The 13944-nt window shown below is 64.8% G+C and carries 15 protein-coding genes; 6 read left to right on the plus strand and 9 right to left on the minus strand.

The annotated features are described in order from the left end of the window. Positions 1-12 precede the first annotated feature (12 nt). From ACVMB0_RS23165 to ACVMB0_RS23190, 6 genes are all read right to left on the minus strand, one after another. A complete protein-coding gene (locus tag ACVMB0_RS23165; protein WP_456755393.1) occupies positions 13-1290 on the minus strand; it encodes a beta-ketoacyl-ACP synthase in 1278 nt (425 codons plus the stop codon). Positions 1291-1317: 27 nt separating this feature from the next. Continuing rightward, complete coding sequence (locus ACVMB0_RS23170; RefSeq protein ID WP_456755392.1) at positions 1318-2502, minus strand: beta-ketoacyl-ACP synthase; 1185 nt, start codon at positions 2500-2502, stop codon at positions 1318-1320. Beyond that, positions 2495-2971, minus strand: coding sequence for a 3-hydroxyacyl-ACP dehydratase FabZ family protein (locus ACVMB0_RS23175; RefSeq protein ID WP_456755391.1), 477 nt, complete (start codon positions 2969-2971; stop codon positions 2495-2497). The genes ACVMB0_RS23170 and ACVMB0_RS23175 overlap by 8 nt, the downstream gene beginning before the upstream one ends. A 9-nt stretch (positions 2972-2980) precedes the next feature. Then, positions 2981-3280, minus strand: coding sequence for an acyl carrier protein (locus tag ACVMB0_RS23180; protein WP_456755390.1), 300 nt, complete (start codon positions 3278-3280; stop codon positions 2981-2983). 181 nt (positions 3281-3461) lie between these two features. Next, positions 3462-3803: a hypothetical protein gene (locus ACVMB0_RS23185; RefSeq protein ID WP_461349703.1), complete on the minus strand. Its 342-nt coding sequence runs from the start codon at positions 3801-3803 to the stop codon at positions 3462-3464. Between the two features lie 87 nt (positions 3804-3890). Then, positions 3891-4316 carry a hypothetical protein gene (locus tag ACVMB0_RS23190; protein ID WP_461347799.1) on the minus strand — a complete coding sequence of 142 codons (426 nt, stop codon included), beginning with the start codon at positions 4314-4316 and terminating at the stop codon, positions 3891-3893. A 49-nt stretch (positions 4317-4365) separates the two neighbouring features. On the opposite strand from ACVMB0_RS23190, the gene ACVMB0_RS23195 reads away from it, so the two are divergent. Next, positions 4366-4992 (plus strand): ParB-like protein, encoded by a 627-nt coding sequence (locus ACVMB0_RS23195; RefSeq protein WP_456755388.1) that lies wholly within the window; start codon positions 4366-4368, stop codon positions 4990-4992. On the opposite strand, the gene ACVMB0_RS23200 is transcribed toward ACVMB0_RS23195, so the two are convergent. The 3 genes from ACVMB0_RS23200 to ACVMB0_RS23210 all read right to left on the minus strand — a co-directional run bounded on the left by ACVMB0_RS23200 (position 4953) and on the right by ACVMB0_RS23210 (position 7941). After that, positions 4953-5465, minus strand: a complete 513-nt coding sequence (locus ACVMB0_RS23200; protein ID WP_461347800.1) for an MgtC/SapB family protein — start codon at positions 5463-5465, stop codon at positions 4953-4955. The genes ACVMB0_RS23195 and ACVMB0_RS23200 overlap by 40 nt on opposite strands. A gap of 22 nt (positions 5466-5487) precedes the next feature. Further along, positions 5488-6066 (minus strand): peroxidase-related enzyme, encoded by a 579-nt coding sequence (locus ACVMB0_RS23205; protein ID WP_461347801.1) that lies wholly within the window; start codon positions 6064-6066, stop codon positions 5488-5490. Between the two features lie 114 nt (positions 6067-6180). After that, entirely contained in the window at positions 6181-7941 is a 1761-nt protein-coding gene (locus ACVMB0_RS23210; protein WP_456755385.1) for an ATP-binding protein, read from the minus strand. Positions 7942-8328: 387 nt separating this feature from the next. On the opposite strand from ACVMB0_RS23210, the gene ACVMB0_RS23215 reads away from it, so the two are divergent. The 5 genes from ACVMB0_RS23215 (at position 8329) to ACVMB0_RS23235 (ending at position 13935) form a co-directional block, all read left to right on the plus strand. Then, the gene (locus ACVMB0_RS23215; RefSeq protein WP_461347802.1) at positions 8329-10221 is read left to right on the plus strand and encodes a putative bifunctional diguanylate cyclase/phosphodiesterase; all 1893 of its coding nucleotides are present in this window, start codon (positions 8329-8331) and stop codon (positions 10219-10221) included. Between the two features lie 149 nt (positions 10222-10370). Continuing rightward, the gene (locus ACVMB0_RS23220) at positions 10371-11327 is read left to right on the plus strand and encodes a catechol 2,3-dioxygenase (RefSeq protein ID WP_461347803.1); all 957 of its coding nucleotides are present in this window, start codon (positions 10371-10373) and stop codon (positions 11325-11327) included. Between the two features lie 149 nt (positions 11328-11476). Continuing rightward, positions 11477-11947 carry a DUF1801 domain-containing protein gene (locus tag ACVMB0_RS23225; protein WP_461347804.1) on the plus strand — a complete coding sequence of 157 codons (471 nt, stop codon included), beginning with the start codon at positions 11477-11479 and terminating at the stop codon, positions 11945-11947. A 175-nt stretch (positions 11948-12122) separates the two neighbouring features. Beyond that, the gene (gene soxC / locus ACVMB0_RS23230) at positions 12123-13400 is read left to right on the plus strand and encodes a sulfite dehydrogenase (RefSeq protein ID WP_456755381.1); all 1278 of its coding nucleotides are present in this window, start codon (positions 12123-12125) and stop codon (positions 13398-13400) included. Further along, positions 13387-13935, plus strand: coding sequence for a c-type cytochrome (locus ACVMB0_RS23235; RefSeq protein ID WP_461347805.1), 549 nt, complete (start codon positions 13387-13389; stop codon positions 13933-13935). Before soxC ends, ACVMB0_RS23235 begins: the two co-directional genes overlap by 14 nt. Positions 13936-13944 lie beyond the last annotated feature (9 nt).

The following is a 13944-nucleotide window of genomic DNA, read 5'->3' on the forward strand; positions in this document are numbered from 1 at the left end:
GAGGGCGCCGGGCTAGGCCGGCTCGCGCGTCAGGATCAGCGAGGCGTTCTGCCCGCCGAACCCGAACGAGTTCGACATCACGGCGGTCACCTTGGCATCGCGCGCCTTGTTGCCGACCACATCGAACGGGATCGCGGGGTCGGGCACCTCGTAATTGATCGTCGGCGGAATCCGCTGATGCTCGAGCGTGAGCAGCGAGAAGATCGCCTCGACCGCGCCGGCGGCCGAGATGGTGTGGCCGACCATCGACTTGTTCGACGACACCGGAATGTTCTTGGTGTGCTCGCCGAACACCGCCGAGGTGGCCAGATATTCCATCTTGTCGTTTTCCGGCGTCGAGGTGCCGTGCGCGTTGATGTGATCGATCTGCTCGGGCTCCATGCCGGCGTCCGCAAGCGTCTTGCGGACGCAGCCGATCGCGGGCTTGCCGTCGGGGGCCGAGCGGGTGCGGTGGAAGGAGTCGGTCAGCTCGCCGCAGCCGGCGACGACGCCGAGGATGCGCGCGCCACGGGCCATCGCGGCCTCGTAGCTCTCCAACACCAGCGCGCCGGCGCCTTCGGCCATCACGAAGCCGTCGCGGTTCTTCGAGAACGGCTTGGAGGCGGCCTGCGGCGGATCGTTCTGGGTGGAAAGCGCCGACAGCAGCGAGAACCGCACCATGGCTTCGGGATTGACCGAGCCGTCGGTGGCGATGCACAGCGTGGCATCGGTTTCACCGCGGCGGATCGCCTCGACGCCGAGCTGGATCGCGGTCGCGCCGGATGCGCATGCCGTCGAGAGTGAAATCGGCGAGCCCTTGGTGCCGAAGGTTTCGGCGAGGCTGAGTGCGACCGAGCCGAAGGTGAAGCGCCGGTGGAAATGCGCAAACTTGCCGCCGCTGCAGGTCGCCAGGTATTCGATGATGCCAAAGTCCTTGGTCGGAACGTCGCGCGCCACCTCGAGCCGCTGCGGCCATTCGGTCTCGATCGGTGCGACCGCCAGGAATAGCGGGCCGGGGAAGTCGCCCTTGCCGCCGATGCCGGATTGCTCCAGCGCCTCTTCGGCTGCGATCTCCGCCAGGCGCTGCGACAGGCTGGTCGAGGAGAACGGATCGACGGTGACGAAATCGACGGCGCCGGCCATCGTCGTCTTCATGCTGTCGAGCGGGAAGCGGGTGACGGTCCTGATGCCCGACTCGCCCGCGGTGAGGCGCTTCCAATTGTCGGTCTTGCCGCCGCCGAGCGACGTCACGATTCCCATGCCGGTCACGACAACGATCGGTCGGCCGAATTTATCGCGTGGTGCTGTCATGGTGTCCCCGTCGGTGCTTGCGCCGAATTACTTGACGGCCTCGACCAGCGCCATGCCTTCGCCCTGCCAGTGGCCGACCCCCAACACGACAATCTGGGTTGGCGCCTCGGTCTTTTCAACCTCCAGCCCGGTCGGGTCGTTGGCCGGATAAAGCGCGCCGCGCGAGATCGACAATGCGGCCAATGCGAGCCCGAGGGGGAACTGGGCCTCCATGGTGTGCCCAAAGGTCGTCCCGGTGGCGCGCACGGCAACGTCCGGGTGCTGGCCGAGGAATTCGCGCTCCTCGGCGGTCGCAGGCTCCGCGCCGGTCGCACCCGTGATCAGCATGGCATTGGCGTCGCTGACGCCGAGCTGCGGCCACATCGCCTGCAGCGACTTCGTCACGGCGCCGGGTTGCTTGCGCTTGGCGAGATCCGCGACCACCTTGGTCAGCTTGGCGTACGGCTTGGCACCCCGCGCCTCGGCGTGCTCGCGCGATTCCATCACCAGGAAGGCCCCGGCCGAGCCGATGGCGAAGCCCGGGTGATTCCTGCGCGCCCAGACCGGCGCGTATTGATCCTTGAGAGCGAAGTCGCCGAACGAATAGAGCATCAAGAGGTCGCCGCGATCGCCGTTATGGGCCGCGCCGACCAGCGCGATGTCGCTCTGTCCGGCCCCGATGCGGGCGACCGCGATCCGCGCAGCATCGATGCTCGCGGCTTCCTCGCCCATGAAGGTGCGCGACGTTCCGCACACGCCGTGAACGATCGCGATGTTGCCGGCGAGCAGATTGGAGAGCTGCGCCAGGAACAGCGTCGGACGCAGCTCGTTCATCAGCTTCTCGTTGAGCAGGGCGGGCGGCAGCTTGCCCTGCGCGTCGGCGTTCATGATCGCCAGGTCGACAGTGAGGTCACGCTCGCCGCCACCGGCTGCGATGATCATGTCCATCCGCGACAGGATTTCCTGATTGCCTTTGACGCCGGCGGAATCGAGCGCCAGCCCGGCGGCATAGGTGCCGATCCGCTGCCATGTCTCCATCTGGCGCTGATCGCCCTTCTTCGGGATCTGCGCGTCGAAGCTCACGGGGGCGATCGGATGGATCACGTAGGGCGCGAGACGCTTGTCGTCGGCATTGACGCGCTTTTCGCCCAGCGCCTGCCAATGCGCATCCAGCCCCTCGCCGAGCGAGGAGAGCAGGCCTACGCCGGTGATCCAGACTTCCTTCTCAGCCATTACTTATTGCCTGCTGCGGAAACCCGATCTTGCCGGCCATCGCATCCATGTGCACGCGCAAGTCCGGGCTGGGGAAGGGAATATGACGGAAGGTCAGCTCGGCATTGCATTTGAGCTCCTTGCCGACGCGGACCTTCGCCGAGGTCACGGTGAAGCCTGAACCTTCGTGCTCGATCTTGGCTTCGATCGTCAGCGTCGAACCGGGGCTGACGAAGCCGCGCATCTTGGCTTCCTTCACCATCGCGAGGAAGGGCATGCGCTCGAACTTGGTCAGACCGAGGATCAGCCAGCCCGAGCTCTGGGCCATCGCTTCGGTGAGCAGCACGCCGGGCATGATCGGGTAACCCGGAAAGTGTCCGGTGAACACCGAATGGCTCTCCGGCGGGACATCCGCCTCGACGACAATGGTCTTGGCGTCGAGGTTGAGGTCGACGATCCGATCGATCAGCTGAAAGGTTTCAAGCTGCATGATGGGCGATTACGAGCCCGTGCCCGTGCTCGCGTTCTTGGCCGCAACCAGTTCGTCGATGCGGTCGGCGAGATTCTGCAACACGAAATACTGCTCCGTGGTGGCCTTGCCGTCGTTGACCTCCTGGGTCCACTTCTCGAGCGGCATCTTGATGCCGAACGCCTTGTCGATGGCAAAGGCGATGTCGAGGAAGTCGAGGCTGTCGATCCCCAGATCGTCGATCGCATGGCTCTCCGGCTTGATCGTATCGCGCGGGATGTCGCAGGTCTCCGCGATAATGTTGGCGATCTGCTCGAATGTGGAGGACATCATTAAGCCTTTGATATTTTGAAGGTAATTCCGGGTCGGCTTGGAGGAGGCGGGCGCGGTGCCCCGGAAATCCCTATCGCTGCTGCCGGAGTCGTGTGCCCGTATATCGGAGCAGGGCCGTTAGTTCAATGGAGCTTGGCCGGGCCGGCCAGGACGGTTTTTGGGCACGGTTCCGGCCGGCCTAGGTGCGCGGCATCACCGTAATCTTCGCGCAATCCCGGCGTCCCATCAGCACGCAATCCTGGGTCTTGCGCAAATCGGCGATGCTCATGGCGAGCCAGATGCCGATCGCGGTGAGTGCCACGGTGAAGGCGAAGGCGGCGATATTGGCGAGCATGCGCTGGCGGAAATCGTCCGGCTCCTCGCGCGGCTTCTCGTAACGGGAGAGGTCGTTGGCGACGGAAGCGGGGCGGGTCGGTCGGACCGGTTGCTCGCGCTTGCCGGGCGGCTGCGCCGAGGTACGCGGCCGGAATTTGAGCACCACGTGCTCGTCATCCGAGGAAATTGGCCGCTGCGTCTTCACTGTTGTCAGTCCGGTCGCGTCGCCACTCATGTTTAGCATGTTCGCCGCGCTTCACACCTAAAATCTTGATGCGCGCAGAGGTGGTATTCATCCTTCGAGCGTCTCGTGGAACCGACTGTAGTCGATCCGCAGACGGCCGTCGTCGGTCGTGTGCAGGATCTCAGCGTAGCGATGGCCGATGCGGATGTCGGAATGCTCGTAGGAATTTCGCGCTTGCACACTTTGCGCTGCAACGTCGTCGTAGCCCGAGACGATCAGGCCGAGACAGGCATTGGCGGCTGCACCAACGGCAGTTCGTGGGATCGGCGTCGGGCCGCTTCCTTGCTGACACCGTTCTTGAACAGCCACAGCGGCGTGGCGGCATTGGCGATGGAGCGATGGCGAATGTCTGCTGAGCTCCAAGCCCTCGGTCACCACCTCGCGATTGCCGAGGCGGATCGTGCGGGCCTTCAGGCTCGTTTGCTCGCAAACTCGTTCCGTCGAACCGGCTCTTTCGTCCGCCTGTGACATCATGTCATAATGGAACCCATTCCGGGGTGCCGGTCAAACGGGAGTGCAAATCATGGCCCATACGCGCGAGCCTTACGTCAAACCGGTCCCGATCATGTCGCTGCGGCCCACCCAGATGACCGTCGGCATGCATGAGGTGAAGGAAAAGCGAAAGCGCTGGCGCGAGCACAGCTCGGACAAAAAGCGCGCCGAGCTGCTGGGCAAGCACATGATCCCGGTCGTACACGGTCCCGACGATCGCTACTACGTGGTCGATCATCATCACATGGCGCGTGCGCTGCATGAGGAAGGCGTCAAGGACATCCTGGTCACGGTGATCGGCGATCTCACGATGGTCGAGCGCGACGTGTTCTGGGGCGTGATGGACAACAAGCGCTGGGTCTATCCCTACAATTCCAAGGGCGACCGTTGCCACTTCAAGGACATTCCGAAGTCGATCAAGGATCTCAAGGACGATCCGTTCCGCAGCCTTGCCGGCGAGATGCGCCGGGCCGGCGGCTTCGCCAAGGACACCACGCCGTTCAGCGAATTCCTGTGGGCCGATTTCCTGCGCCGCCACATCCCGCGCAAGACGGTGGAGAACAATTTCGCCAAGGCGCTGGAGAAGGGGCTGGCGCTCGGCCGCAGCAAGGACGCGGTCTATCTGCCCGGCTGGTGCGGGCCGGCATCCGACGACTGACCGGGGACGGCCTCCGGCTTGGCTGAATCTTCCTTGCCGCCGAGCACGTGGTGCAGCCACCGCTCGGTGCGCTTGCCGAAGGTCAGCAGCAGGAATGCCAGCACGAGCGCGGTAAGGACGATCGGCCAGTGTCCGGCGCCGCAGACGATCCCGACGCATGCGGCGAAGAACGCGCATGCGGCGCTGGTCAGGCCGTGGACGTGAAAACGATCGCCGCGCCGGACGATCACGCCGGCGCCGAGAAAGCCGATGCCGGTCAGCACGCCCTGGATCACGCGGCTGACCGCATCGGTGAATTTCCCGGGATCGACCCCATGCAAGGCCAGCAGCACGACGGTCGCGGTCGAGAGGCTGACGAGGCCGAGCGTCTTCAGGCCGATCGGCTTGCCGCGCAGGTCGCGGTCGAGCCCGATCGCGCTGCCGGCCAGGGTCGCCGCGCCGAGCCGCAGGATGATCTCGCTCCAGTCCACCAAGATGTCCTCTGTGAGCCGTCCTCTATTTCGGCTGCCGCCCGAGCATGTAGAACTCGGCGTTCGGCCGCATGCCGGTGACGTTGGCGAGCCGGTTCGAGAGCGCGAAGAACGCCGCCACCGCGGCAATGTCCCAGACATCGTCGTCGCTGAAGCCGTGGGCTGTGAGCGCGGCGAAGTCGGCTTCCGCGACCTCCTCGGCCGCGCGGCTCACCTTCATGGCGAAGTCGAGCATGGCGCGCTGCCGCGGCGTGATGTCGGCCTTGCGGTAGTTGATCGCGATCTGGTCGGCGATCTCCGGATTCTTGGCGCGGATGCGCAGGATCGCACCATGGGCGATCACGCAATACTGGCACTGGTTGGCGGCGCTGGTCGCCACCACGATCATCTCGCGCTCGGCCTTGGAGAGGCCGGAGTCCTTCTCCATCAGCGCGTCGTGATAGGCAAAGAACGCGCGAAACTCGTCGGGCCGATACGCCAACGTGAGGAAGACGTTCGGCACGAAGCCGGACTTCTCCTGCACCGCCAGGATTCGGCTGCGGATATCCTCGGGGAGCTGGTCGAGAGCGGGCGTCGGGAAGCGTTTTGCGGTTGGCTGCGTCATGAGCTGGTTCCGGCGTGCCGCAAGGACGCGGCGTCAGGCGAAACCATAGTGGATGACGGCTTGGGTGCAAGGCGCTTTGGGTACAAGGCGCATCGGCGCCTTGCGGCCGCGATGTTAGCGCAGCGGCTTCTTCAGCAGCGAGAAGCGATCCGGATCGAGGCCCAGCGACGGCTGCAGCATCGGCGCCTCGGCCGGCGCCATCGTGCGTGCCGGCACGGGCGAGTTGAGGCTCGAATTCAGTCCTGGGTCGTTCGGTGCGTTGTCGCGATGCGAGGTGGCGCCACGCCAGCGCTCCAGCACCGCGCTGACGAAATGCATGTCGTGGCCGGCGGTGACCGAGGGCACGGTGGCGATGGTGGCCTCGCCGCGCGGCAGCTGGTGCGGCGGCACCTCCTTGAAGCGCAGCCGCGTCGGCAGCGCCACGCCTTCGCCGAACGCCAGCACCTCGCGGGTGCCGAGCGAGGGCACGAACGACAGCAGGTTGGCCGCGGCATCCGACACTGCGGAGCGCAGCAGCGCCTGGTCGCGGTCGTTGGCAAGGCGCATCGTGAACAGCGTGTTGCACTGGGAGATGATGGTGGCGTCAAGCTCGGCCGGCCGCTGGGTGATCAGGCCGAGATAGACGCCGTATTTGCGGCCTTCCTTGGCGATGCGCGACACCGCCTTGCGGGTCGGCCCGAAGCCGATATTGCGGTCGGCGGAAGCATACCGATGTGCTTCCTCGCAGACGAACAGCATCGGCGAGACGCCGTCGCTCCACAGCCCGAAATCGAACGCCATGCGGCACAACACCGACACCACGGAATCGACGACTTCGGCCGGGAAGCCGGCGAGCTGCATGATGGTCATCGGCTTGCCGTTGGCGGGCAGGCGGAACAGATGGCTGATCACCTCGGCCATGGTATCGCCGCCGACATTTGCGTTGTCGAACATGAAGGCGTAGCGCGGGTCGTTGCGCACAGCGTCGATGCGCGAGATCAGCTTGTGATAGATGATGCGCGAGGAGCGGTTCTCCAGCTTGCCCATGCGTTCGTCGATCAGCGAGATCAGGTCGACCAGGCGATAGGGTACCGGCGTATCGACGGTGTAGCCGACCTGCTTGGGGTCGACGCGCTTCAGCCCGAGACCGACCCGGTCGGAATTCTGGTACTGGGTGTAGATGCCCTTCGCCATCGGGATCACTTCGGCGAGGATGTCGAGCTCTTCGGGCACGCCGGGGCGGCCGCCGAACAATACGTCGACGATCTCTTCGAAGTTGAACAGCCAGAACGGCAGCTTGAGGTTTCGCGGGTTCAGCACCTGCGCGCGCTCGCCGAAGCAGCGGCCGTATTCGTTGTGGACGTCGAGCAGGAAGATGCGCAGGTTCGGCCGCGACTTCAGGATCTCGTTGAGCAGCAGCGAGACGCCGGTGGATTTGCCGACGCCGGTCGAACCGAGCACCGCGAAGTGCTTAGACAGCATTTCCTCGACGTCGACATAGGCAATGACGGAGCGATCCTGCTGCAGCGTTCCGACATTGATCTGGTCGGATCCGCTCGGCGCGTAGACCGTGCGCAGCTCCTGGTTGGTGATCAGGTCGGTGCTGTCGCCGATGGTCGGATAATGGGTGACGCCGCGCTGGAATTTCGGGCGGTCGCCGCCCAGGATTTCGCCGAGCAGGTCGACCGAGGCGGTCGCCATGTACTCGTCGGACGCCGGCAGGTTTTCGCAGGACACCTCGGTGATCATGGCGACGATGACCGAGCTCGCGCAGCGGATGCTGACGAACCGGCCGACGGTCGCGCGCATTTCTGAAAGCTGCATCTGGCCGCCCGCCAGCAGCCCAACCCGGGCCTGCGAGCCGCGCACAGAGATCACACGTCCAAAGGATGTCACAGTTCTCGCCTGGCTCGTTCGCGAAATCCAAATGTCCGGACCAATATGCCTGCCCGGGATTGGAAAAACCGTTAAGTCGCAGAAGTTTCGGTTCGGCTAAATCTACTCCTTCCCGGTGACGATTTGTTTCTGTCGTGTCGCGATATCACGCCGCTTCGGCGGCGGAGCGTCGCGTTCCGGCACAGCGGCGATTGTTTCGCGGCTTTTCCGTTAACGCGGCATTCACCATCTCGGAGAAGTGCGCCGGCAGCTCCGTAGGTTTACGGGGCGTCCGGCCTGGTTGGTCGGCCGCGGTCGCCTGGTATCGTGTAACCGATTGCTAACTGCGGTTTGTAACGACCTTTCCATTTGTGCTGCGTAACGATGCCGCGTCCGGGAGAGATCAGCGTGCGCATCGAACACCGCAATTCATCACCAGGAAATGCCGACGCGGGCACCACCAAGGGCCTGGCGTTCTGTGCCGGCATGCTGGTCGGCAGCCTGTTCGGAAGCGTGACCGCGCAATGGAGCGAGCGCGAAGGCCTGCTGATGGCGGCGTTCGCGATCATGGCCGTGATCGTCTTCCTGTTGCTGAAGCGTCATGAGATTTCCGACGCGCGGCTTGCCACTGAGCGTCGCAATCTGATGACCGCCGTCGACAACATTCCGCAGGGGCTTGTGCTCTACGATGCCTCGGCGCGCATCATCATCTGCAACCGTCCCTATATCGAGATGTTCGGGCTTTCGCCCGATGTGGCAAAGCCGGGCTGCACCATGCAGCGGCTGATCGCGCACCGGCAGGAGACCGGCTCGTTCGACGGCGACGTCGACGCGTTCTGCGATGCCATCATCCGCAACGTGAAGCTCGGCAAGGCGACGCGTCAGCTGACCGAGGCACCGGGCGGGCGGGCGATCGAGATCGTCAACAAGCCGCTGCCGGAGGGCGGCTGGGTGGCGACCATCGAGGACATCACGGAGCGGACGCGCACCGAGAACAAGATCGCCTACATGGCGCATTATGATGCGCTCACCGATCTGCCCAACCGCGTGCTGTTCCGCCAACGCCTCGATCAGGCGCTGAAAGCGATCGGGCCGAACGAGCAACTCGCGGTCATGTATATCGACATCGACGAGTTCAAGAGCGTCAACGACGCGCTCGGCCACCAGATCGGCGACGAACTGCTCAGGGCCGTGGCCGATCGCCTGCGCTCCTGCCTGGGGGATACCGGCGTCGCAGCGCGGCTCGGCGGCGACGAATTTGCCGTGATCCAGACCGCGGTCCGCGATCAGACCCAGACCATGCAGCTGTTGGCCGCGATCTATCAGGCGATCCGCCAGCCGGTCGATTGCAGCGGGCATCTCATCACCACCGACGCCAGCATCGGCATTGCGGTTGCGCCGGCCGACGGCCTCGAGCTCGATCAACTGCTGCGCAACGCCGATCTCGCGCTCTATGGCGCCAAGAGCGACGGCCGCCGCACCTACCGCTTCTTCGAGGCCGGCATGGACGCGCGCGCCAAGGCGCGGCGCAGCCTGGAGCTGGAATTGCGCCAGGCCATCGTCGACGGCAATTTCGAGCTGCACTATCAGCCGCTGCTTCATCTCGAAGACGGCCGGGTCAGCTGCTGCGAGGCGCTGCTGCGCTGGCGCCATCCCGAACGCGGCACCATTTCGCCTGCGGATTTCATCCCGGTCGCCGAGGACACCGGCCTGATCAACGATCTCGGGCACTGGGTGCTGAACACCGCATGCCGCGAAGCCGTCAAGTGGCCGGATCATGTCCATGTCGCGGTCAACGTGTCGCCGATCCAGTTCAAGAGCCAGACGTTGGCGCTGAATGTCGCCGCCGCGCTGGCGGCGTCGGGGCTCGCGCCCTCGCGGCTCGAGCTCGAGATCACCGAAGCCGTGCTGATCCGCGACGACGAGGCCGCGCTCGATGTCCTGCATCAGCTGCGCGAGCTCGGCGTCCGCATCGCGCTCGACGATTTCGGCACCGGCTATTCGTCGCTGAGCTATCTGCAGCGCTTCCCGTTCGACAAGATCAAGATCGATCGCGCCTTCATCAAGGATCTCGCCGGGACCGGCGCATCGTCCACCATCGTCCAGGCCGTCGTGAACATCGCCGCCGCGAGCGACATGACGACGACGGCGGAAGGCGTCGAGACCGAGCAGCAGCGCAACCTGCTGCGCATCCTCGGCTGCACCGAGATGCAGGGCTACCTGTTCAGCCGGCCGGTGCCGGATGTCGAAATCCGCAAGCTGCTGTCCTCGCATCGCGAGACGGCCGTCTCGGTCGCCTGACTACCGGCCTCGATCAGCATGCCGCGATGCCGGAGCCAACAATTTGTTGACGGGACCTAATCCTTTGTACACTAGTACAAATCGAGAGGCGCCGCCGTCGCCCGCGTAGGAAGGGCCGGTCCGGCGCCGTCGTGCAAGGAGACCGTCCCATGCAGCCGGAACCGATCTTCGATCTCGCTCATCTCGGACACATCGAGCTCTTGACGCCGAAGCCGGACGAGAGCCTCAAGTTCTTCGTCGACGTCATGGGCATGACCGTCAGCGGCCGCAAGGGCGAGTCGGTCTATCTGCGCGGCTGGGACGATTACGAGCGCTATTCGCTGAAGCTCACGGCGTCGAACACGTCTGGCATGGAGCACATGGCGCTGCGGGCGCGCAGTCCGCAGGCGCTCGAGCGCCGCGTCGCCGCGCTGAAGGGCTCGGGCTTCGACATCGAATGGGTCGACGGTGACATGGGGCAGGGACCGGCATTCCGTTGCCGCGATCCCGACGGCCATGTCATCGAGCTCTATTACGAGACCGAGTGGTACGAAGCGCCGGCCGAGCTGAAGCCCGCGTTGAAGAACCAGGCGCAGCGCTTCCCGGCGCGCGGCGTCAATGTCCGCCGGCTCGACCATCTCAACTGCCTTGCGGTCGACATCAAGGCCAACCGCCTGTTCTTCGAGACTTATCTGGGCTGCCGCACCACCGAGCAGATCGTGCTCAACGATGGCACGGAAGCGGCGATGTGGATGACCATGTCGAACAAGAGCTACGACTTCGCCTACACCCGCGATCACTACGGCAAGCGCGGCCGGTTTCATCACGTGACCTATGCGCTCGACAGCCGCGAGGAGATCCTGCGGGCCGCGGACATTTTCCTCGAGCATGGCGTGCATATCGAGACCGGGCCGCACAAGCATGCGATCCAGCAGACCTTCTTCCTCTATGTCTATGAACCCGGCGGCAACCGCGTCGAGGTCGCCAATGCCGGTGCCCGCCTGATCCTCGCGCCGGACTGGAAGCCGATCGTGTGGACCGAGGAGGAACGCAAGAAAGGACAGGCCTGGGGCTTGAAGACGATCGAGTCGTTCCACACCCACGGCACGCCGCCGGTGACCGGCTAGGTCTGGACCGCGCGGCGCAGGATCGCGCGCGTCGATACGCCGCCGCGAATGTCCGCGGTCGATGACGACAACATCGGCGCATTGTCGATATGATCCGGTTCGAGCGGCTGATGCTGCGCGCGATACGCGAACCGATGGGAGCGGGTACGATGGCTCGTAAGACGTCCAAGACGCCGGCGAAGCGCGCGAAGAAGAGCGCCACGAAGCGTACCACTGCAAAGCCGCGCCTGCTCTCGGGCGGCAATCCGCAGATCGCAAAGGGATATGGCGACGCTCCCGTGCAGGCCTATATCGCGGCGATGCCGGGCTGGAAGCGCGACGTCGGACGCAAGCTTGACGCGCTCATCGCGCGCACCATTCCCGGCGTGCACAAGGCGGTGAAGTGGAACTCGCCGCTCTACGGCATGGAGGGACAAACCTGGTTTCTCGGCATCCATGTCTTCACGCGCTACGTCAAAGTGGCGTTCTTTCGCGGCGCATCGCTGCATCCGGTGCCGCCCGGCAAGTCCAAGCAGCAGCACACGCGCTATCTCGACATTCACGAGAACGACGCGCTCGACGAGGCGCAGTTTGCCGCCTGGGTGAAGCAGGCCAGCGAATTGCCTGGCGAACGGATGTGACCGTCACCATCGGCGTCCGTATGGGCGCTGCCCTCGGCTTTCGAATGTACCTCGCACAGCAATGCAGATCGCCCGCGAGTAACATGCATCTGATGCAGCTCTGCGCGTGGGATCATTGCATCGCCTCGGGCGTTTGGTGCTAGGCTGCGACTCGTAACGTCAGAGGAAAACGTCGATGAGCGAACACACGACGGACAAGCGCGTGCGAGAGGCGTCTCGCAGGCGATTCCTTCAGGCGGGCGCAGCACTGGCCGGTGGCTCCGCGATCTCAGGAGTGGCCGGTTCTCCCGCGCTTGCCGAACAGGGGAATAATCTTCCGCCCAACGTGCCGGAATGGATGAAAGCGCCTGGCGATCCGATGGGAAGCCAGCCCTATGGCACGCCATCGGTTCACGAGAAGGGCGTCGTCAAGAACATCTCGAAGACGCTGCCGCAATACATCTCCGCCTCGGGCCGCACGCCGTTGCAGGAGCTCGACGGCATCATCACGCCGAACGGCCTGTTCTACGAACGCCACCATGGCGGTGTGCCGACCATCGATCCGGCCGAGCACCGGCTGATGCTGCACGGCATGGTCGATCGCCCGCTGGTGTTCACGATGGAGGACATCCGCCGCTTTCCGTCGCAGTCGCGCATCCACTTCCTCGAATGCTCCGGCAATCCGGTCTACACCAAGCCCTACGGCAAGACGGCGTCCGACCTCGTCGGCCTCCTGAGCTGCGCGGAATGGACCGGCGTGCCGCTCAAGACGGTGCTGGACGAAGCCGGCCTGCAGGCGGGCGCCAAATGGATCGTGGCCGAAGGCGCCGATGCCGCCGCGCTGACGCGCTCGATCCCGATCGAGAAATGCCTCGACGACGCCATGCTGGTCTACAGCCAGAACGGCGAGCGGCTGCGTCCGCAGCAGGGCTATCCGCTGCGCCTGTTGTTGCCGGGCTTCGAGGGCAACATGAACGTGAAGTGGCTGCGCCGGCTCAAGGTGGTCGCCGAGCCGGCCTATTCGCGCGAGGAGACCTCGAAATACACCGATCCGATGCCCGACGGCACGTCGCGCGAATTCACCTTCTACATGGAAGCCAAGTCGATCATCACGCGGCCGTCCGGCGGGCAGAGGCTGACCACGCACGGCTTTCACGAGATCACCGGGATCGCCTGGAGCGGTCACGGCAAGATCAAGAGCGTCGAGGTCTCGCTCGACGAGGGCAAGAGCTGGCAGCAGGCCGAACTGCAGGAGCCGGTGCTGACACGGGCGCTGACGCGCTTCCGCTTGCCCTGGCACTGGGACGGCAGCCCGGCGGTGATCCAAAGCCGCGCCATCGACGAGACCGGCTACGTCCAGCCGACGCTGGCGGAATTGGTCAAGGTGCGTGGTCTGAACTCGTTCTACCATAACAATGCGATCTGGCCCTGGCGCATCGACGCGAACGGCGAGGTGACCAATGCCCAGGCGTAACATCAAGGCGGCGTTGCTCGCGGGTGCGATTGCGATGCTTGCCGCTGCTGCGGCGCAGGCCGAGGATCGCTTTGGCATCGGGCGTCCGGCAACGCCTGCCGAGATCGCCGGCTGGAATATCGACATCGGTCGCGACGGCTCCAACCTGCCGCCGGGCAGCGGCAGCGTCGAGCGCGGCCGTACCGTGTTCGCCGAGCAGTGCGCGGCGTGCCATGGCGACAACGGGCAGGGCGGCGTCGGCGATCGCCTGGTCGGCGGTCAGGGTACGCTGGCGAGCCCAAAACCGATCCGCACCGTCGGCAGCTATTGGCCCTATGCCCCGACGCTGTTCGACTATATCCGCCGCGCGATGCCGCAGAACGCGCCGCAGTCGCTGAGCAATGAGGACGTCTATGCGGTATCGGCCTACATCCTCAGCCTCAACGGCATCGTGCCGTCCAATGCCGTGCTCGACGCGAAGTCGCTCGCGGCGATCAAGATGCCGAACCGCGAAGGCTTCGTCTCCGACCCACGGCCCGACGTGCATAACCATTGAGCGGGAGCC

The sequence above is a fragment of the Bradyrhizobium sp. USDA 4451 genome, from assembly GCF_054822585.1.

Coding starts and splice junctions, on each gene's coding strand:
- ACVMB0_RS23170 (WP_456755392.1), bottom strand. CDS start 2,502: ATGGCTGAGAAGGAAGTCTGGATCACCGGCGTAGGCCTGCTCTCCTCG.
- ACVMB0_RS23225 (WP_461347804.1), top strand. CDS start 11,477: ATGGCTCGTAAGACGTCCAAGACGCCGGCGAAGCGCGCGAAGAAGAGC.
- ACVMB0_RS23235 (WP_461347805.1), top strand. CDS start 13,387: ATGCCCAGGCGTAACATCAAGGCGGCGTTGCTCGCGGGTGCGATTGCG.
- ACVMB0_RS23165 (WP_456755393.1), bottom strand. CDS start 1,290: ATGACAGCACCACGCGATAAATTCGGCCGACCGATCGTTGTCGTGACC.
- ACVMB0_RS23180 (WP_456755390.1), bottom strand. CDS start 3,280: ATGTCCTCCACATTCGAGCAGATCGCCAACATTATCGCGGAGACCTGC.
- ACVMB0_RS23205 (WP_461347801.1), bottom strand. CDS start 6,066: ATGACGCAGCCAACCGCAAAACGCTTCCCGACGCCCGCTCTCGACCAG.
- ACVMB0_RS23190 (WP_461347799.1), bottom strand. CDS start 4,316: ATGATGTCACAGGCGGACGAAAGAGCCGGTTCGACGGAACGAGTTTGC.
- ACVMB0_RS23175 (WP_456755391.1), bottom strand. CDS start 2,971: ATGCAGCTTGAAACCTTTCAGCTGATCGATCGGATCGTCGACCTCAAC.
- ACVMB0_RS23220 (WP_461347803.1), top strand. CDS start 10,371: ATGCAGCCGGAACCGATCTTCGATCTCGCTCATCTCGGACACATCGAG.
- soxC (WP_456755381.1), top strand. CDS start 12,123: ATGAGCGAACACACGACGGACAAGCGCGTGCGAGAGGCGTCTCGCAGG.
- ACVMB0_RS23195 (WP_456755388.1), top strand. CDS start 4,366: ATGGCCCATACGCGCGAGCCTTACGTCAAACCGGTCCCGATCATGTCG.